Annotated in this window: 21 protein-coding genes; 11 read left to right on the top strand and 10 right to left on the bottom strand. The window is 71.9% G+C overall.

Going from position 1 to position 18,718, the window contains the following annotated elements:
- Positions 1–8 precede the first annotated feature (8 nt).
- Positions 9–1,322 carry a glycosyltransferase family 4 protein gene (locus tag LPA41_RS06760; RefSeq protein WP_229069061.1) on the bottom strand — a complete coding sequence of 438 codons (1,314 nt, stop codon included), beginning with the start codon at positions 1,320–1,322 and terminating at the stop codon, positions 9–11.
- 147 nt (positions 1,323–1,469) lie between these two features.
- Between LPA41_RS06760 and LPA41_RS06755 the strand changes: the two genes are divergently transcribed.
- The gene (locus tag LPA41_RS06755) at positions 1,470–1,799 is read left to right on the top strand and encodes a hypothetical protein (protein ID WP_229069060.1); all 330 of its coding nucleotides are present in this window, start codon (positions 1,470–1,472) and stop codon (positions 1,797–1,799) included.
- A gap of 97 nt (positions 1,800–1,896) precedes the next feature.
- On the opposite strand, the gene LPA41_RS06750 is transcribed toward LPA41_RS06755, so the two are convergent.
- Entirely contained in the window at positions 1,897–2,829 is a 933-nt protein-coding gene (locus LPA41_RS06750) for a hydrolase (protein WP_229069059.1), read from the bottom strand.
- A gap of 42 nt (positions 2,830–2,871) precedes the next feature.
- Between LPA41_RS06750 and LPA41_RS06745 the strand changes: the two genes are divergently transcribed.
- Positions 2,872–3,498: a TetR/AcrR family transcriptional regulator gene (locus tag LPA41_RS06745; protein ID WP_229069058.1), complete on the top strand. Its 627-nt coding sequence runs from the start codon at positions 2,872–2,874 to the stop codon at positions 3,496–3,498.
- Positions 3,499–3,560: 62 nt separating this feature from the next.
- Here LPA41_RS06745 and LPA41_RS06740 read toward each other — a convergent pair whose 3' ends face one another.
- Positions 3,561–4,265, bottom strand: a complete 705-nt coding sequence (locus LPA41_RS06740; protein ID WP_229069057.1) for an NAD(P)-binding domain-containing protein — start codon at positions 4,263–4,265, stop codon at positions 3,561–3,563.
- Entirely contained in the window at positions 4,262–5,119 is an 858-nt protein-coding gene (locus LPA41_RS06735) for an NAD(P)-dependent oxidoreductase (protein WP_229069056.1), read from the bottom strand. Before LPA41_RS06735 ends, LPA41_RS06740 begins: the two co-directional genes overlap by 4 nt.
- Positions 5,120–5,204: 85 nt before the next feature.
- Between LPA41_RS06735 and LPA41_RS06730 the strand changes: the two genes are divergently transcribed.
- Complete coding sequence (locus tag LPA41_RS06730; protein ID WP_229069055.1) at positions 5,205–5,594, top strand: helix-turn-helix domain-containing protein; 390 nt, start codon at positions 5,205–5,207, stop codon at positions 5,592–5,594.
- Positions 5,595–5,614: 20 nt separating this feature from the next.
- A complete protein-coding gene (locus LPA41_RS06725; protein ID WP_229069054.1) occupies positions 5,615–5,791 on the top strand; it encodes a DUF1059 domain-containing protein in 177 nt (58 codons plus the stop codon).
- A gap of 28 nt (positions 5,792–5,819) precedes the next feature.
- On the opposite strand, the gene LPA41_RS06720 is transcribed toward LPA41_RS06725, so the two are convergent.
- Positions 5,820–6,350 carry a hypothetical protein gene (locus LPA41_RS06720; RefSeq protein WP_229069053.1) on the bottom strand — a complete coding sequence of 177 codons (531 nt, stop codon included), beginning with the start codon at positions 6,348–6,350 and terminating at the stop codon, positions 5,820–5,822.
- A 9-nt stretch (positions 6,351–6,359) separates the two neighbouring features.
- Positions 6,360–7,082 carry an NUDIX domain-containing protein gene (locus LPA41_RS06715; RefSeq protein ID WP_229069052.1) on the bottom strand — a complete coding sequence of 241 codons (723 nt, stop codon included), beginning with the start codon at positions 7,080–7,082 and terminating at the stop codon, positions 6,360–6,362.
- Positions 7,083–7,266: 184 nt separating this feature from the next.
- Here LPA41_RS06715 and LPA41_RS06710 point away from each other — a divergent pair, with 184 nt between their 5' ends.
- The 4 genes from LPA41_RS06710 to LPA41_RS06695 all read left to right on the top strand — a co-directional run bounded on the left by LPA41_RS06710 (position 7,267) and on the right by LPA41_RS06695 (position 12,176).
- Complete coding sequence (locus LPA41_RS06710; RefSeq protein ID WP_229069140.1) at positions 7,267–8,163, top strand: 5'-methylthioadenosine/S-adenosylhomocysteine nucleosidase; 897 nt, start codon at positions 7,267–7,269, stop codon at positions 8,161–8,163.
- Positions 8,160–10,289: a hypothetical protein gene (locus LPA41_RS06705; RefSeq protein WP_229069051.1), complete on the top strand. Its 2,130-nt coding sequence runs from the start codon at positions 8,160–8,162 to the stop codon at positions 10,287–10,289. The genes LPA41_RS06710 and LPA41_RS06705 overlap by 4 nt, the downstream gene beginning before the upstream one ends.
- A 129-nt stretch (positions 10,290–10,418) precedes the next feature.
- Entirely contained in the window at positions 10,419–11,774 is a 1,356-nt protein-coding gene (locus tag LPA41_RS06700; protein WP_229069050.1) for an MFS transporter, read from the top strand.
- Between the two features lie 63 nt (positions 11,775–11,837).
- Complete coding sequence (locus LPA41_RS06695) at positions 11,838–12,176, top strand: DUF6401 family natural product biosynthesis protein (protein ID WP_229069049.1); 339 nt, start codon at positions 11,838–11,840, stop codon at positions 12,174–12,176.
- 186 nt (positions 12,177–12,362) lie between these two features.
- Here LPA41_RS06695 and LPA41_RS42920 read toward each other — a convergent pair whose 3' ends face one another.
- Positions 12,363–13,277 (bottom strand): DUF2382 domain-containing protein, encoded by a 915-nt coding sequence (locus LPA41_RS42920; protein ID WP_229069048.1) that lies wholly within the window; start codon positions 13,275–13,277, stop codon positions 12,363–12,365.
- 208 nt (positions 13,278–13,485) lie between these two features.
- Positions 13,486–14,097, bottom strand: coding sequence for a TetR/AcrR family transcriptional regulator (locus LPA41_RS06685; RefSeq protein WP_229069047.1), 612 nt, complete (start codon positions 14,095–14,097; stop codon positions 13,486–13,488).
- A 91-nt stretch (positions 14,098–14,188) separates the two neighbouring features.
- On the opposite strand from LPA41_RS06685, the gene LPA41_RS06680 reads away from it, so the two are divergent.
- Complete coding sequence (locus LPA41_RS06680) at positions 14,189–14,908, top strand: SDR family NAD(P)-dependent oxidoreductase (protein ID WP_229069046.1); 720 nt, start codon at positions 14,189–14,191, stop codon at positions 14,906–14,908.
- Between the two features lie 7 nt (positions 14,909–14,915).
- Here LPA41_RS06680 and LPA41_RS06675 read toward each other — a convergent pair whose 3' ends face one another.
- Positions 14,916–15,701 (bottom strand): class F sortase, encoded by a 786-nt coding sequence (locus LPA41_RS06675; protein ID WP_229069139.1) that lies wholly within the window; start codon positions 15,699–15,701, stop codon positions 14,916–14,918.
- Between the two features lie 213 nt (positions 15,702–15,914).
- Between LPA41_RS06675 and LPA41_RS06670 the strand changes: the two genes are divergently transcribed.
- Together LPA41_RS06670 and LPA41_RS06665 are read left to right on the top strand one after the other, a co-directional pair.
- Positions 15,915–16,493, top strand: a complete 579-nt coding sequence (locus LPA41_RS06670) for an RNA polymerase sigma factor (protein ID WP_229069045.1) — start codon at positions 15,915–15,917, stop codon at positions 16,491–16,493.
- Positions 16,471–17,175, top strand: coding sequence for an anti-sigma factor (locus LPA41_RS06665; RefSeq protein WP_229069138.1), 705 nt, complete (start codon positions 16,471–16,473; stop codon positions 17,173–17,175). The genes LPA41_RS06670 and LPA41_RS06665 overlap by 23 nt, the downstream gene beginning before the upstream one ends.
- A gap of 94 nt (positions 17,176–17,269) precedes the next feature.
- Here LPA41_RS06665 and pntB read toward each other — a convergent pair whose 3' ends face one another.
- Positions 17,270–18,718, bottom strand: coding sequence for a Re/Si-specific NAD(P)(+) transhydrogenase subunit beta (gene pntB, locus LPA41_RS06660; protein ID WP_229069044.1), 1,449 nt, complete (start codon positions 18,716–18,718; stop codon positions 17,270–17,272).

Raw genomic sequence — 18,718 nt, 5'->3', positions numbered from 1 at the left:
ACGTTGTTCTACCTGCCCTCTCGGTTTCGGTGCGCGGCGATCGCCTCGGCGTACCACTCGGCGGTACGCATCGCGGTCCGCCGCCACGTGAATTGCTCGACCGCCCGGCGGCGGCCCTGTTCGCCCAGCCGGCGGCGCAGCGGCTCGTCGTCGAGCAACGTGCCGATCGCCGCCGCCAGCGCCTCCGCGTCCCCGGGTGCGACGTGCAGCGACGCCAGCCCGTCCGGCCCGGCCACTTCCGGCAGCGCGCCCGCCGTCGTCACCACCAGCGGCACCCCGCACGCCATCGCCTCCACGGCGGGCAGCGAGAAGCCCTCGTACCGGGACGGCACCGCGGCCACCGTCGCCGACCGGAACAGATCAGCGAGGTCTTGGTCGGAGATCCCGGACACGAAGCGCACCGAACGGTCCAGGCCCAGCCGGGTGATCGCCCGGGCGGCGGCACCCTCCGGGCGCGCGGTGCCGACGACGACCAGCTCGGCGTCGTGGCCGGCCCGGACCTTGGCCACCGCCTCGATCAACTCGGCGAGACCCTTGAGCGGTACGTCGGCGCTGGCCACCGCCACGATGCGAGCCGGGGTGCCGGGGGTTTCCGCCCCGGCGGCCGGTGCCGGTGCTGGTGCTGGTGCTGGTGCTGGTGCTGGTGCCGGGCTGAACACGTCGACGTCGACACCGACCCCGATCACCCGGAGCCGGTCGGCCGGCACCCCGAAGGCGTCGACGATCTCGGACCGGGCGGCCTGCGACACCGTGGTCAGCCACCGCAGGTCGCGCGCGACCCGGGCCTGCATGCGGGTGAACGCGTACCAGCGGCGCAGCGACAGGCGCCGCTTCCAGTTCGGTGCCGCGGCCAGTTCGAGGTCGCGGTCCACGGTGATCGGATGGTGGATGGTCGCGACGAGGGGGATGTCCGTGCGGTTGAGCGGCAGCAGCCCGTACCCCAGGCTCTGGTTGTCGTGCACGACGTCGAAGTCCGCCAGCCGCTCGCGCAGCTGCCGCCAGGCCCGCAGCGAGAACGTCAGCGGCTCCGGGAACGCGCCCGTGCACATCGCCGCCCACTCCAGCACGTCGATCGACGTCCGGAACTCCGACGGCCGCGGTGTCCGGAACGGATCCGGCTCCCGGTAGAGGTCGAGACTCGGCAGGACGGTCAGGTCGACGCCGTCGTCCAGTTCGGGCAGTGGCGGCCCGGAGAAGACCTCCACCCGGTGACCGAGTCGGACCAGCTCCCGCGACAGATGCCGGACATAGATCCCCTGACCGCCGCTGTGCGGTTTGCTCCGGTAGGACAACAGGGCGATGCGAAGAGGCGCGGGAATCACGAGACGACCCTACGAGGCCGGACGCGAATGATCACTATTGGTCGGCCCGGACCTTCGATCACTTCACCGGCCCGAAATGGGATCGACGTCGTCGATCGAGCTGCTTAGCCTGAGGTCTCCTGGCAACGACCACCCGAGGTGACGTTCATGGAGATGCGCCGCGACCAGCGAACCGTCCTTCCGCCGGTGACCGCCGTGCGGGTCCCGGCCGTGCTGCCGCCACCCGGCGGGATCGAGCGCCGGGCCGGTTGCCCGGTCGCGACACCGTTCCCCCGTCCGGGCGGCCGGGTCGTGGTCCGCGGTCTCGGCGAGAACCACGAATTCCGCACGGCGCTCGCCCGGCTGCGGCAGACCCGGCACGAACCCGACCGGCACCCGCACCGGCGCTCCCGGACGACGCCGTTCGCCGCGCACCGCCGCTGGTCCGCCCGGCGACCCGGCGCCCGCTGGGACATCCCGCGCCGCCGGCACCGGTGACCCCCGCCCGCCGCGGACCGGACTGATGGGTGACCGGCCTGCGACCGTCCCGGCCGGACGCCAGCCCTGGTGGCGTCCGCGCCGGTGACGGGCCGGCTCAGCCGGCCTGCCGGTCCACGCCGACCAGGGATCCGCTCTCCATCGCCACCCAGACGTGGGTGTCCGACACCCACAGGCCGTGCGGTTCCCGGCCGGGCAGTGCGTGCAGACGCACGTCCCCATCGGGACGGACCCGGGCCAGTTCACCGGAACCCCAGAGGGTGACCCAGCAACCGCCGTCGGGGTCGGCGGCGACGGCGTGCGGCCGGCACTCCGGGTCGGCGAACCGGATCTCCCGCACCGCACCGGCGTTGTCGACGTGCCCGGCACGCCCCCGGGCGATGTCGGCGTACCAGACACCGGTCCGGTCGGCGGCCACCCCGACCGGGGCGGCCGGGACCGGGCCGCCGGGCAGTTCGACGATCTCCGCGGCGCCGCCACGGACCCGGGCCAGCGCGCCCGCGCCGTTCAGCGCGGCCCACGCCGTACCGTCGGCGCCGACCGTCAGCATGGCCGCCCGCGCCTGCCGCACCGGCAGGTCGATCAGGGTCACCTCGCCGCCGTCCGTGACCCGTCCGATCTGGTCGGTGCCGGCCGCGGTGAACCACGCGCCGCCGCCGGGTACGGCGGCGATGCCGTACGGCGCCGCGCCGGCCGGCAGCGCGACGACCGTGTGCGTCCCGGCCGCGTCGCGCCGGCCCAGCCGGTCGTCGGTGCGGGTGTACCAGACCGTGGCGTCCGCGCCGACGCTCAGCTGCATCGGCTGCCCACCGTCGACGGGTTCATGGGCGACACCGGCGGGCATCCGTGCCGATTCGACGTGGGCCGGGTCGACGTGAGCCGGGTCGACGTGAGCCGGGTCCACATGGGCCGGGTCGACGTGGGCCAGGCCGGCGGGGGTCAGCACGGTCGCCCACAGCCGGCCGGCGGAGTCCCCGGCAACCGCGTACGGCGCCCAGCCCGACGGCAGAGCCACCTCGATCATTGACATGCCATTCCCTCCCGTAAACGCTACAGGTGTAGCATTAACGATATGGAGGAGCCCGCGCAACCCGTTACCGCCCGGCCCGGCGGCCGCACCGCCCGCACCCGGCAGCACGTCCTCGACGCGGTCACGGCCCTGCTGGTCGAGCAGGGTTACGAGGCACTGACCGTCGACGCCGTCGCGGCGCGCTCCGGCGTGCACCGCACCACCGTCTACCGGCGCTGGCGCGATGCGGGTGGCCTGCTCGCCGACGCCCTCGACGCCGCCCGTGAGCAGCCGTGGGAGCCACCCGACACCGGTTCCCTGGCCGGTGACCTCGGCGAGATCAACCGGCAGGTCGCCGACGCCCTGACCGGCACGCCGCCGATCGCGGCGGCGCTGATCGCGGCGTCGTTCCGCTCCCCCACGGCCGCCCGGGCGCTGCGGTCCTTCTGGGAGGACCGCTACGCCCGGGCGGCCGTGGTCGTCCACCGGGCGATCAGCCGGGGCGAGGCCACCACGGGCACCGACCCGCGCACCGTGATCGTCGCCGCGTGCGCGCCGGTCTTCCACGAGCTGGTCCTCATGCGGGCACCGGACACGGAGGACCTCGCCCAGCGGTACGCCGAGCTGGCCGCCGCCGGCACCGCGGCCGCCGGAGGAACCACCGCCGCCGGGACTGCCGCCGCCGGGTAGATCACCGCCGCCGGAACCGCGCCCCCCGGAGGAACCACCGCCGCTCCCGGAAGCGCGGCCGCTCAGCGCCCCGCAGACGAGACCACCACGGAAGCCGGCCCGGCCCGGATCACCTCATAGAGAGCGGTCCAACCGCTGGTGCCGTACCCCGCCTCGATCGCCCGGTCGTAGTGCGAGCGCACCGCCGCCGGCAACTCCCGGTCCACGCCGGCCTCCGCACTGGCGCGCAGGACGTGCGCGGCGGTGGCGCCCATCATCAGCGTCGTGCTCAACTCACCCGGATGCTCCCCGGCGGTCACCACCCTCGCGAGCTCGGCACCGCCGCCGACCATCCCCGGGATGTCGGTGAGTGTCCGCATCGCCTCGGGCAGGAAGTCGGCCGCCGGCACCCCGGATGCCGTGACCAGCGCGGTGGCGTGCAACAACCCCGACAACGCGGTCAGGAAGACGTCCAGCTGCGCCTGGTAGAGCAGCTGCGCCAAGCCGGGATCCTCGCCCAGGTCACGGCCGGCGAACGCCGCCGCGGGGACATCACGCAGGATGTCGTACATCGCCGGGTAGTCGGTGAGGCTGAGGATCGTCACCGGGCTCGCGGTGACGGCGTCGGCTGCTGTCGCCGCCCGGCGGGCGCCGGCCCGGACCAGGTCGTCGCCGCGGCCTCCCGTCCGGTTGAAGACGGTGACCGGGTGCCCGGCGCGCAGCAACGCGCCCGCCATGGCCCGGCCCATCGGGCCGAGGCCGATCACGGTGATCGGTTCCGGTCTCATCGCGTACCCCTCAGCTCCTCGTAGATCCGTGCGGTGCCGAGATCGCCGTGCCCGGCGGCCACCTGCCGGGCGACCAGGTCGCGCATCGGTTCGAGCACGTCCGTGGCGACGCCCTGCTCGGTGCTGGCGCGCAGCAGGGCGGCCAGCGCGGTTTCGGTGAATCGCAGGCTCTGCTGGCCCTCGCCGGCGTAGTCACGGGCGTCGACGGTGGCGGCGTACCCGGCCAGGCCGGCGGTCATGGCGGCCAGGAACGGCGCCTGCCGCCGGGCGAACTCGGTGGCGGTGACGCCTTCGGCGGCGACCATCGCCGCGCCGTGCAGGAAGCCGGCGACCATGGTGTACATGCCGGTGAGCATGGCCATGTCGTACACCGGGGCGAGGCCCGCGTCCGCACCGAGGTAGACGCTCTCCCCCCAGCGATCGAGCAGTTCCTTGTGCTCGCCGACGACGTCCGCGCCGCTGTAGAAGACGACCGAGCCGGGGCCGCCGATCATCTCGGGGACGGCCAGGATCGCACCGTCCAGATAGGTGATGCCGTGGCCGGCGGACCAGGCGGCGAGCTCCCGGGCCTCGCCGGGTGTCGTGGTGGTCAGATTGATCACGGTACGGCCGGACAGGCTCGCGGCGACCGGGTCGAGGACGTCGTGGACGGACCGGTGATCGAACAGGCACACGACGATCGGACCGCTGCCGGCCACCGCGTCCGCCACACCGCCGGCCACTGTCGCGCCACGCTCGGCGAGTGGCCGGGCGCGCCGGGGGTCACGGTTCCAGACGGTCACCGGGCCGCCGGCGTCCAGGGTCGTCGTGGCGAGGGCGCTCCCCATGGCGCCCAGCCCCAAGAAGGTTGACATGCGTCCATCGTCGGGAGGTACCGTCGGGCCGGACAAGTACCCACTAAATAGTGCGTACTTACCACGAGGTAAGCATGGAGGCGTGATGGTGTCGCCGGGCAGGCGTGGACCGTACATCTGTGGCATCGACGCGGCGATGGACGTGGTCTCCGGCAAATGGAAGTCGCTGATCCTCTGGGAGCTGCACCAGCACGGCACCCGGCGCTTCGGTGAGCTGCGCCGCGGCCTCCCCGGGGTCAGCGAGAAGATGCTCGTCCAGCACCTGCGCGAGATGGAGGAGGACGGGCTGGTGCACCGCGAGGTCCACCGGGAGGTGCCGCCGCGGGTGGAGTACTCGCTGACCGAGCAGGGACGCAGCCTCAACGCCGCGCTCGGCGCGCTGGGCGACTGGGGTGAGCAGCGCCGCCGCCGGCTGGCCGCCGACGGCGCCCTCGTCGAGGCCTCCGGGGGCGGGCGCGCAGGATTCGAGAGCTGATCAGCGGGTACGCCCGGAGCATGACCGTGACCATTCGCTGTGCCGATTTCAACAACGACTGTCCCGCCCAGTTCACCGCACCCGACGAGGACGAGCTGCTCCAGCACGTGGAGCTGCACACCAGAGCCGCCCACCAGCCGATGGAGTGGAGCCCTGAGCTGGCCGAGGTCGTCAAGACCCACGTCAAGGCCGGTTGAGGGAGTGTCCCAGGCGCACGCCGGCCCCTCAGCGCAGGTCGGCGTGCAGCACTCGCTGCCAGAGCGCGATGACGACCAGCACCAGCTCGGCGCCGGCCACCAGGGTCAGTGCCAGGTTGAAGGGCGCCGACGCCCAGTAGAGGACGAGAGCGGCAACCGCCGGGACGGTGAACGTCATCAGGTCGGCGGTCAGCTGCAAGGCCTTCCGGGACGGCCGCCGGCGTTCACCGCGGTGCTCGGTCTCCCAGGCGAACACCGGCGCCGCCTCGGGGTGCAGGCGTTCCAGCCGTGGCGCGAGGGCGCCACGCATGTACCGCCCGAGCGCGGAGATCCGGCCGTCACCGGCCAGATGCGTCCAGCCGAGAACGATGGCGACGGCGGGCAGGAGAAGCAACAGCTCGCTCCGGCGCGGGGAAGCCAGCACAGCGGCCACCACGGCGGCGTAGGCGGCCACAGTGACGTAGACCAGATTGTCCCGCACGGTGATCCGTGCGCGCTGTTCCGCCTTGAGTTGTTCGTACTCCAGGACGAGCAGGTCGTGTGCCGGGTCGGTGGGCATGGCGCCTCCTCACTGAGGTGACGAGTCGTCGGTTCGGGTACGCAGGATCGGTGGCTGCACCAGCCGGGCGGGGCCGGCCCGGTACAGCAGGGCAGGCCGGCCCCCGTTGCGGACGGTCTGCTTCCCGGTCGCCTCCACGAACCCCGGGATGTTGAGGATCTTCCGCTGGAAGTTGCGCGGGTCGAGCCGCCGGCCCCACACGATCTCGTAGACGCGCCGGAGCTCGGACATGGTGAACTCGGGCCCGCAGAAGGACGTCGCGACGGTGGTGTACTCCAGCTTGCTCCGGGCCCGTTCGACCGCCTCGGCGAGGATCGTCGCGTGATCGAACGCGAGAGACGCCGGTTCGATGTCGTCCACCGGCCGCCAGGCGGCGTTGCGGGCGTCACCGCCCGCCATCGGTGACAGCGGACCGGGCACAAGAGCTAAGTAACACACGGTGACCACCCGTTGTCGTGGGTCCCGGTCCGGCACGCCGTAGGTGGCGAGTTGCTCGAGGTGCACCTGAGCCGCGTCCAGCCCGGTTTCCTCGGCGAGTTCCCGGGCGGCTGCGGCACTCAGGTCCTCGCTCGCCGTGGCCAGGAAGCCGCCCGGCAGCGCCAGCGAGCCGATGTCCGGCTCGATACCGCGCTCTATCAGCAGCACCGCGAATTGCTCGTCGAGCACGGTGAAGACCGCGAGATCGACCGCGACGGCGATCAGCGGGGGCGTCCAGGGTGTTGCTTGCGGCACCGAGACTTCCTCCTTTTGGTCACCTTGACGATAGCACCGGATGTGGCCTAGCCTCACTCGCAGTATTGGTCAAACTGACAAGATGTCGACCTTGGTGGCGCCCGGCGAACCGCGGCGCGCCGGATCGACGCCATCGGTGCACATGTCCGATCAAGATCCACCTCAAGAATTCGCGAGGGTGCAGATGATCGTGGTGCTCGTGGCGCTCGAAGTGGAGCGCCAAGAAGTCAGGAGGAGACTGCTCGACGTGCGTGTCGAGCGGCATGAGGCGGGGACGCACTTCGACATGGGAGTGGTCCGCGGCCGTGACGGCCGATCTGCCCGGATCGCACTCGCCCTGGCCGGCCGGGGCAGTTCGGCTGCCGGTGTCATCGCCGAACGGGCCATCAGCCGTTATCAACCGCGCGCGGTGCTGTTCGTGGGTGTGGCCGGCGGTCTTCGCGACTGGCTCGCCCTCGGGGACGTCGTGGTCGCGACCAAGATCTACGCGTATCACGGTGGCCGCAGCGAGGACGCCGGGTTCCGCGCCTACCCGCAGGCCTGGAACATCCCGCACGAGATCGACCAGGCCGCCCGTCATCTCGCCCTCGGCGACGACTGGTTCCCGGAGCCACAGCGCCGGCCGCGGGTCCACTTCGAACCGGTTGCCGTGGGCGAGGTCGTGGTCAACGGACGCGACGCCCCGGAGATCGAGCTGCTGCACAAGACCTACGCCGACGCGGTCGCCGTCGAGATGGAGAGCGCCGGCGCAGCCCACGCCGGCCACGTGAACCGGACCGTCCCGACGGCCGCGATCCGGGGCATCAGCGATCATGCCGGGGGCCGGAAGGATCACACCGACGCCGAGGGATGGCAGCCGGTCGCCGCGGCGAACGCGGCCACGTTCGCGCTGGCGCTGGCCCTCGAGTTGGACCTCGACGACGACAGCGGGACGCCCGCCTCCACCGGCCCGGCAGATCCGGGTGGCACCGCCGGCCCGCGATACACCGTCACCTCGCACGGCGAGAACTCGCCGGCCATTCAGCAGAACAAGACCACGACCGGAGACATACACCTCGACTACCGGCGGGGAGCATCATGACGACCAGCGCCGCATCCCACGGTGACTACTCACCGACCATCCAGCAGAACGGAACGGTGCACGGCGACACCAACATCTACTACGCCAGCCCGGACGACACCCCGGAACGCAAGTACGAGGTAGCACTGCGGCGGCTCGACGCCGGGATGACACGTTTCGCCGAGGAACTGCTCGCCGAGGTACTGCGAACCGGCCGGGGCGGCAACCCCGACGTGCTGTATCACTACCTGGTCGCCGCCCTCAGTGAGCGATCACTGGCCGACCTCGACAGCTGGCACCATCAGGCACTGGCAACGGCCCATCAGATGATCAGCACCAGCCCCGGAACCGCCGGGGAAGATCTGAGCCGGCTACGGAACCTGATGGCGCTCGTCGCCCTGGCCAGTCGCGTCAACGACCACGGGCAGCTGTCGGCCGCGGACTCGGAACGCATGCGACAGGCTTACCAATGCCTGCCGCTGGAACATCAACGAGCCCTGGACACCCTGCTCGCGGGGCCGGGCAAGGACACCGCCGCCCGGGAGTACGCGAACCAGGTGCGGGCGCGGCGCGGCGCGGACATCGTCAACCGTACCCAGCGGGTCTGGAAGTTCTTCGAGGCGGACCCGGCCCCACCCCGGGAGGTTCGCCGGCCCCTGCCGGTCATCGCACCGGCCGTCCGGGCGGCGGGAATCGGCGGCGCGGCTCTGCTCGTGCTCGGACTGGTCGGCCTGCTCGTCCAGATCTCCACGGCCGGCGACGCCGGTGCTCTGGCCGGCGGCCTGATCCTCGCCGCGGCCGGTGCCGCCCTCGGCCCCGGCACCTCGTGGCGCCGGGCTCGCGACCGGGAGCTGCTGTGCCTGCGGCAGGCCCGGCTGGACGGATCGGTGAAGCTGTCCGACCTGTTCAGCAAGGATCTGCACAGCGTGCTGAATGCGACAGGCGCCGCCTTCGACGAGGTGGGCCGCGGCGACCATGCCGCCTGGCAGAAGCTCACCGCGGGGCTGCGCACCACCCTGGCCTACGAGTTCCTGACCGCGTACGAACCGGACGACGTGCTCCAAGGACGGCTGACCTGGCTCGCCCGCTGGCATGCCCGCCAGACGCTGGAACAGGCCCAGGCCGGGACGCTGCTCGAGTTCCAGGAGACATACCGGGAACGACCGGGTCTGAAACGGGCCGGACGGGCCGGGATCGCCTTGCTGGTCATCGCCGCGCTGATCCTGTACGGCGCCCTCGGCCCGGGCGCGTCCGCGCTGCCGTGGCTGGCCGCGGTCACCGGCACCGTGCTGATCTGGCGGCCGTTCCTGACCGCCCTGGGCCGGCAGTCCGCGCATCAGGTCGCAGGCCGCTGGAGCATCGAGCGCTTCGCCGCCGAGCAGGCCGAATGGGAACGCTGGTCGGGTGTCCTGAGAGACCGGCCCACCGACGCGGAGATCGCTGCCTGGCTGGCCGACGACATCGACGTCTTCAAAGCCGACATCATGGAGGAACGGGGCATCCGCCCCTCCGAGGTGCTCTACACGGTGGAACTGGCCACCGCCGACGCCCCGACCAGGCGAGCACGCCAGGCCTACGGTCCGATCCGCTACTCCCGATACCTCTTGACGATCTTCCTGCTCACGCCCTCCGGACTGCGCCAGTTCCAGGCTCACCTGGACCTGGGCAACGGCGAGATCGAGGGCGAGCAGCGACGCTCGGTCCCGTATGGCGCACTCCGTGAGGTTCAGGTCGAACAGCGCAGCGTCCGCCTGCCACAGACCGCGGCGATCCCGGGACAGTACGCGGTCGAGCCGGCCGGGGTGGCCGGCCCGGCGATCACCTCGGACGTGGTGATCTCACACCGGAGGTTCGTCATCCGGCTGGACTCGGGCGGCACCTTCGAGATCGAGCTGGGCGGCTTCGAAGGGCTGCAGGCCGGTTCGGAACCGAAGGACATGGTTGCCCGGCTGGCTCTGGAGGCGACCGGTGCGGAGGCCGCCCTGCACGTGCTGGAGACGGTGGTGGTCGACGGCGCGGAGTGGCTCACCAAGGAACAGGCCCGCCGCCGCCACGCCGCGATCGACGACCTGCCGTCCGAGCCGCCGGCACTCCCGCCCGACTCGCCGGAACTGCCGCCCGACTCGCCGGCACCTCCGGCACACTGAGAACTGGGGCGCACGCCCTGTCGCCGTCGGCGGCCCACCCGGCGCGACAGGCGTGCAGCACTTATGTACGGTCGTACACATGAACGGATCACCCCGCGCCGACAACCGACCGGCACCAGGCACACGATGATGACCTCCACCCCGGCCGCACCGCCCACACCGAAGGCCGTCAGGACCGCCACCGCCGCCACCTATGTGGCGTTCATCGGCTCGGGCTTCGCGTTCGCCAGCTGGGCGTCGCGGATCCCGCAGGTCCGCGACCAGCTCCACCTCGATGCGGCGGCCCTCGGCCTGGTCCTGCTCGCCATCGCCGCCGGTTCCCTGCTGGCCCTGCCGCTGTCCGGCCCGGTGGTCACCAGGATCGGGTCGTCGCGGACCGTGATGGCGATGTCGGTGCTGCTCGGCACCGGCCTGATCGTCGCGGCGCTCGGCTCGCACGCCGGCGTCGTACCCGTGGTGATCGGGCTGTTCCTGCTCGGTTTCGCCAACGGCGCCTGGGACGTGGCGATGAACGTGCAGGGCACCATCGTGGAACGCCACCTGGCCCGCTCGATCATGTCCCGCTTCCACGCCGGCTTCAGTCTCGGCACCGTCGCCGGCGCGCTCGCCGGCGCCGCCATGGTGGCCCTGGACGTGCCGGTGTCCACCCACCTGACCGTCGTCGCCGTCGTGGTCGTCGCCGCGGTCGTCACGTACGCGCGCCGGTTCGTCGCCGACCAGGACGACACCGCACCGGCCGCCGGGGAGAAGCCGGTCAGCGCGCTCACCGCATGGAAGGAACCCCGGACCCTGCTGATCGGGGTGTTCGTGCTCGCGTTCGCGTTCACCGAGGGCGTCGGCAACGACTGGATCAGTGTCGCCGCCATCGACGGCCACCACGTCTCCGCAGCGATGGGCACGCTCGCCTTCGCCGGCTTCCTCACCGCGATGACCGTCGGCCGCTGGTTCGGTCCGGCGCTGCTGGACCGCTACGGCCGTACCGCCGTGGTCCGCGCCCTCGCCGTGATCGGCGTCGCCGGCGTCAGCCTGTTCGTCTTCGCGCCCAACCCGGGCCTCGCCTACGCCGGCGCGCTGCTCTGGGGCCTCGGCGCCTCACTGGGCTTCCCGGTCGGCATGAGCGCCGGCGGCGACGACCCGCGCCGCGCCGCCGCCCGGGTCAGCGTGATCGCCTCGATCGGGTACTGCGCCTTCCTCGCCGGCCCGCCCGTCATCGGCCTGCTCGGCGACCGCATCTCCGTGCTGCGCGCGCTCATCGTGGTGGCCGCCCTGCTCGGCGTGGCGGCGCTCATCGCGGGCAGCGTACGGCCCCTGCCCGGCACCGACCGGCAGCCCACCGACAGCGACCGCCCTTCTCCCTCCTCGCCGCCTTCCCCCGACGGCGCTCCGAGTCTTGCCGACAGCGACCGGGCGATGACGGCGAGCGATCGGGCGCCGTTCGCCGGTATCCGCTCTTTGCCGGACAATGAGGATATAAAGGATAGCTGAACGCACGTTTTCGCCCGTCCGGGCGTTGCCGGACGGGGCATCGGCTTTGTACGGTTCCTCGTCATGGAGTTGGATCAACGCCGGGCCGTCTCGGCCGGGGCGCGGCTGGTGCTGGACTGGTGGTCGCAGCGGCTCGGCGAGTCGGGGACGGACGCGATGCGGGCCAATCCCGGGCTGACAGCGCAGGTCGATCAGCACGTCGCCCAGATCCGGCGCTCGGTGGGCGACGCGTCGGGGCAGGTAAGCGCGGTGCATCTGGCGGCGTACGCCGACGGGGTGTCTGACGTGGCGGCGGCCCGCGGGTGGTCGGCCGACGAGACCGAGAGCGCGGGCTGGCACCGCGCCTCCTGGCCGTCGCTGCACCTGCTCGCGGTCTGCGTGCTGGCGGCCGACCCCGCCTGATCAGTCCGGCCGACTCTGATCAGTCCGGCCGACCCTATGAGTTCCGGCCGACTCTGATCAGTTTCGGTCGGCCTGATCAGTTTCGGTCGGCCTGATCAGTTCGGTCGGCCTGATCAGTCTCGGCCCCGCTGGATGAACCGGTGCCCCGCCGCCGGCAGACCGCGGGGCACCGGGTGCGGCAGGTGATCAGTCGAAGGTGCGCCGGCCGCGCTCGTCCGGCAGATCGGCCTCGATCCGCTCCTTGCGGACCTCGCCGGACACGGTCTCCTGCTCGGTGACGGTCTCGGTGCCGAGGCGCACCCGCTCGACCGGGACGGCCTCCCGGTCGACGACCGGGCGCTCGGCGTGCAGGGTCACCTCGTGCTCGGACTCGGAGATCGCCGGACCGGAGAACGCGGCACGGCGGTTCGCCTCAGTGATCGGTTCCCGTTCGAGGCGGACCTCCTCCCGGCTGACCGGCACGTCCACCTGTTCCTGCTCGGTCACCACGTACTTGCGGAGACGGGCCCGGCCGACCTCCTCCGCCTCGGTGCCCACGTTGAGCCGCTCCTCGGAGCGGGTCATGGCGTCGTCACCATCGAGGTCGCGACCGTCCCGGTCGTAGCCGGACCGGTCGTAGGCCTCCCGGTCGTAGCCGGATCGGTCGTAGGCCTCCCGGTCGTAGCCGGATCGGTCGTAACCCGACCGGTCGTGGTCCGCGCGCGTCCCGGACCGTTCCTGGTGGACGCCCGTGTAGGACCGGCTGGTCGCCTCGGCACCCGCCTGGTACGAGCGGTAGGTCTCGTCCCAGTTCATCCCGTAGTACTCGTAGAGCCGCCCGACCTCCTCCCGCGACAGCGGCTCGTCGTGGTCGGCGTCCACGTTGGGGGCGTCCTTGACGGTCGCCTTGTCGAACGGGACCACCACGTGGTCGCCTTGCAGGTCCGCGTTCTGCAGCGGGAACAGGGACTCGTTGAGGCCGAACAGTCCGGTGCGGACGCTCGCCCAGCTGGGCTGACCGACCGCGTCGTTCCACACCGCGCCGATCGAGCCGATCTTGTCGCCGTCACGGTCGACGACGTCCATGCCGTAGAGCGAACGAATCTTGTCCTGGGTGATCACAGGAGACTCCCTTCACTGGGGGGTTCAACGGCTACGAGGAGTTAGCTACCCGCCGGATTCGGGCCCATTCCACACACCACCCGGAACGGTGAGTGAGTGAATCCGAGAAGAATTGCGGTGAGGGCGGCAGCGGGCGCCGGCTCAGCGACCGGGCGCGGCCGAGTCCGTAGTCCGCTGCGGCCAAGGTCAGCGGCCGGGCACGGTGAGATCAGCGGCCGCGCGCGGCGGGTGGCCAGGTCAACAGGGCCATGGCGGCCACCTGCTGAAGGTCGTCGCGGGTGGCGCCGCCGGCGGCCTGGACGGCGATGCCGTTGGCGACCGTCATCAGGTAGCGGGCCAGCAGGCCGGGGTCTGACCCGGCCGGCAGGTCGCCCTCGTCGACGGCCCGGCGGAATCGGTCCCGCAGGTGGGCGACGCCTTCCTCACGCCAGGCGGCCAGCAGGTCGCGGGCGCCGCGACCCGACTCGCCGGCGGCCAGCGAGCCCTGGACGCCGAGGCATCCGCCGGGGGTGCCGGGTTCGGTGCCGGTCCCCACGGCTCCGGCGAGGAACGCGGTGGCCACCTCCCGGGCGGTCGGCTGCGTCAGCGCGCCGCCGACATAGGACGCCGGACCCTCGGTGTAGCGGGTCAGCGCCTTGCGGAACAGCTCGTCCTTGTTGCCGAACGCCCGGTACATGCTCGTGCGCGTGATGCCCATCGCGCCGGTCAGGTCGTCGAGGCTGGCGCCCTCGTAACCCTGCGCCCAGAAGACCAGGACGGCCCGGTCCAGAGCTTCGTCGGCGTCGAACCCCCGGGGCCTGCCGATCGGCTTGTTCTGCACGAAAGCCATCCTACCCCTTCGGTACTGATCGGTTCGAAAGTGCTACGGTCTGGTTCGGCACCGATCGGTACCGAATTAACGGAGGTCATTCATGGGACAGGTCGTCCTCATCACCGGCGGAACCTCGGGCATCGGCCTGAGCCTCGCGGAAGCCTTCGCGAGCCGGAACGCGGACGTGGTCGTGTGCGGCCGGTCGCAACCGGCCCTGGACCGCTTCGCCGCCGCGCACCCGCAGGCCCTTGCCGTCCGGGCCGACGTCACCGACCCCCGGGCGCGGACTGCGGTGCTGGACGCGGTCGCCGACCGGTTCGGCCGGCTCGACGTGCTGGTCAACAACGCCGGCACGTTCGTCGAACGGGACTTCACCGGGGGCGGCGACGCCACCGGGGACCTCGATCAGGAGATCGCCCTGAACCTGACGGCACCCATCCAGCTGACCGGCGAGGCGGTCCGGCGCTGGCCCGCCATGGACGCGATCGTCTTCGTCACCTCCGGTTTCGCGCTGGTCTCGCCGACGCGGGCGCCGACTTACGGCGCGGTCAAGGCCGGCTTGCACGGTTTCGCCGACGGACTGCGCCGGCAGCTGGCGCCCCGGGGCACCCACGTGCTCGAAGTGCTCCCGCCGAGAACGGACACGCCCATGAACGCCGGCTCCGACGGCGCGAAGATGTCACCGACCGAGGTCGCGGCGGTCACGCTGGAGGCGCTCCGCCGCCGCCGGCCGATGGCGCTGCCGGGCTCCACGAAACTGCTGCCGTCGCTGCTGCGCGTCGCGCCGAACACCCTCGGGCGCATGGTCGCGAAGATGTGACCGCCGATCACTGCCGGGGCGTCGCGGTGACCACCACGTTGTCCCGGTAGTGCCGGGTCTCCGGATCGAACGGCCCACCACACGTGATGAGCGTCAGCCGCACCGGGCCGTCACGCACGAAGTATTGCTCCAAGGGGATCGCCGCCTTCCGATATCTCTGCCGTGCGGTCACCTCGAAGTCTTGTACGTCGCCACCCGGACCGACCAGTGACACCACGTCACCTTCCTCCAGCGAGCCGAGCCGGAAGAACGCGCCGTCGCCCTGGTCGGCGCTGTCCACGTGGCCGGCGATCACGATGGAACCGGCCTTCGCGGCGAAGCCGGGCCCGAACCGGTACCACCCCACCCGGTCCACACTGGGCGGCACGGCGAAGTCACCGGTCCGCGCGTCGATGCCCACGGCGTCGACGGCGGCGTCCAGCTCCAGCGCGGGCACCCGCAACCGGCCGGGTGCCTCCGCGCCGGCCTCCGGAAGATCACCATCGGTCACCGGCACAGCCCCGCCCAGGGAGCCGCCCCCACCCAGAGAACCCGCCCCGGACGAAGAGCCGGGAGCAGAGCCGGACGCAGGCCCGGACCCAGACCCGGCCCCGGGCGAGGAGCCGGCCACGGACGCAGAGCCGGCCACGGACGCAGAACCGCCCGCGACCACCGTAGCCCCCGGCGGAGCACCGAAGTCCCCTTCCGGCCGCGCCTGCCAGACCGCGACACCGGCCGCCCCGGCCAGCAGCACCCCCACCATGACCAGCAGCAGACCCCGCCGCGGGGGCCGCGAAGTAGGCACCGAACTCATCGCCGACCCACCGGACCCACCATGGCTGCGCGGCACGAGCACAGGATAGACATCGAGACTCCTAGATCGACGAGGCGGGAGATCCGGTACGCCCGGTCCTTCGTCACCACCGCGCCGGCTGGATGCGGCCGGAGACGAAAAAATTGGGTGCATCCATCCGGGCGGTGCCGAGCGAACACCCGGAGGAACCTATTAGTGCGGAGAGGAGGTCGATTGAGCTCCGACGACGAGCTCGCCGAGCGATTGCGCGACGGCGACGAGAAAGCATTGCGTACGGCGTACGACCGGCACGGCGCCGCCGTCCTGTACCTCGCCCAGCGTCTGCTGGGTAACCGGGCGGACGCCGAGGACGTCACGCAGCTGACGTTCGTGGCGGCGTGGACGGGCCGGGACACGTTCGACCCGGGGCGCGGCACGATGCTGGGCTGGCTGCTCGGGATCGCGCGGCGCAAGGCCGTCGACCGGTTGCGGTCCGCGGCACGCGACGATCGGTTGACCGAGACGGTACGGGCACAGACCGCGCCCGCCGACGAGACCGAGTCCCCGGAACGCATCGTCGACCGGCTGGTCGTCGCCGACGAGCTGGGCCGGTTGCCCGACGAGCAGCGGCGCACCCTGGAGCTGGCGTTCTACGACGACTTGACGCACCCACAGATAGCGGCCGTGACCGGGCTCCCGCTCGGTACGGTCAAGAGCCATATTCGCCGCGGAATGGCGAACCTGCGACGCCGATGGGAGGTGGACGGTGCAGCATTTGGATCCCGATCGGTTGGTCCTTCTCGCGCTCTCTGAGGACCAGCAGCACTCCGACGAGTCGGAACACCTGGCCGGGTGCGCCGGCTGCCGGTACGACCTCGAGAGCCTGCGCGAGGTCAGCGAGATCGGTGCGCAGACCCAGGACCTGCGGGACCTGCCGCCGCCGCCGGAGCACCTGTGGCGTGCCATCGAGGCCGAGATCGCACCGGCCGCGGCGTCCCCCGGCGGGTCCGCCGCGGTCACCGACCTGGCGGCGCACCGCGGCCGGGCACACCGGCGGCGGTCCCGCTGGCTGGCGCCGGTGCTGGCCGCGGCGGCGGCAGCGGTGCTGGCGGTCGCCGGCACCGTGGTGTTCGACCGGCTGGCCGGCCGGACGGGCGGCGAGCAGGTGCTGGCCCGGGCCACGCTGGCGCCACTGGAGACGGTGCCGGCGGCGGCCGGCGGTGACGTGCGGGTGCTCGCGGACGGGCAGATGCGCGTCGACGTGCGTGGCCTGCCGCTGACCACCGGCTTCCACGAGGTGTGGCTCATCGACCCGGACGACCTCACGAAGATGGTGGCGATCGGCAACCTGTCCGGGCAGCCCGACGTGGTGCTGCCGGTGCCGGTGGGCACCGACCTGAATCGGTACCGCCTGGTCGACGTGAGCGACGAACCGCACGACGGCGACGCGACGCATTCGGGTCGCAGCCTGTTGCGCGGCACGCTCACGTCCTGAGCAGCGCCGGCCCGCGGTTCCCTCACGTCCCGCGGGCCGGCGCCTTCCTACCCCGGCGACCGGCCGCCGCCGGGGGCGGCGGACCGGCCGCTCATCAGTGCCGGGTGCCCGCGGGCGTGGCGGCGGTGACGGCCCGCAGGATGTCGTCGACCCGGTCCTTGGCGTCACCGAAGAGCATCGCGCAGTTCTCCCGGAAGAAGAGCGGGTTCTGCACGCCCGCGTACCCGGAGGCCATCGACCGTTTGAAGACGATCACGTGCTCCGCCTCCCAGACGGTGAGCACCGGCATGCCGGCGATCGGGCTGGACGGGTCGTCGGTGGCGGCCGGGTTCACCGTGTCGTTGGCCCCGATCACCAGGACGACCGACGTACCGGCGAAGTCGTCGTTGATCTCGTCCATCTCGCAGACGATGTCGTACGGCACGCGGGCCTCGGCCAGCAGCACGTTCATGTGACCGGGCAACCGGCCGGCGACCGGGTGGATGCCGAATCGCACGGTCACGCCGCGGTCGCGCAGCACCCGGGTCAGCTCGGCCACGCCGTGCTGCGCCTGGGCGACCGCCATGCCGTACCCCGGCGTGATGACCACCGAGTCGGCCTCGGCGAGCAGGTCCGCCACGCCCTCCGCGGTGATCTCCCGGTGCTCGCCGTAGTCCCTGTCCCCCGCCGGGCCGGCTTCGATGCCGAAGCCACCGGCGATCACCGACAGGAAGGAGCGGTTCATCGCCTTGCACATGATGTACGAGAGATAGGCGCCCGAGGATCCGACGAGCGCGCCGGTGACGATCAGCAGATCGTTCTCCAGCAGGAAGCCGGCGGCCGCGGCGGCCCAGCCGGAGTAGCTGTTGAGCATCGACACGACCACCGGCATGTCGCCGCCGCCGATCGAGGCCACCAGGTGCCAGCCGAGCAGCAGCGCCAGGGCCGTGACGGTGATCAGCAGCCAGAGCGCGGGGTTGATCACGAACCAGACGGTGAGCAGGACGAACGCGGCAAGCGCACCGATGTTGAGGACGTTCTTGCCGGGCAGCACGAGCGGGCTCGAACTGATCCGCGCGGAGAGCTTGAGGTAGGCGACGATCGAGCCGGTGAAGGTGACCGCGCCGATGAAGACGCCGATCACCACCTCGGCACTGTGGATGCCGAGCATGCCCTGGGCCGCCAGCACCCGGGCCTCCGGGCTGCCGGCCTCGGCCTCCACGTGCAAATACCCGTTCCAGCCGACGAGCACGGCGGCGAGGCCGACGAAGCTGTGCAGCAGCGCGATGAGTTCCGGCATGCCGGTCATCTCGACCTTACCGGCCCGGTGCAGGCCGATGGCGGCGCCGATCAGGGTGGCCACGAGCAGCAGGATCAGCCCGGTGCCACTGATCTTCTCGGTGACCGCGAGGGCGATCGTGGCGGCCAGGGCCACGCCCATGCCGGCGATGCCGAAGGCGTTGCCGGCCTTCGCGGTCTCATGCTTGGAGAGCCCGGCCAGGGCCAGGATGAACAGCAGGGCGGCGACGATGTACGCGGCCTGGGCCGCGGCGGCGACGGTCAA

It is taken from the genome of Actinoplanes sp. DH11, from assembly GCF_020873875.1.
Lineage (GTDB): Bacteria > Actinomycetota > Actinomycetes > Mycobacteriales > Micromonosporaceae > Actinoplanes.
This window is presented reverse-complemented; position numbering and strand designations above follow the sequence as displayed.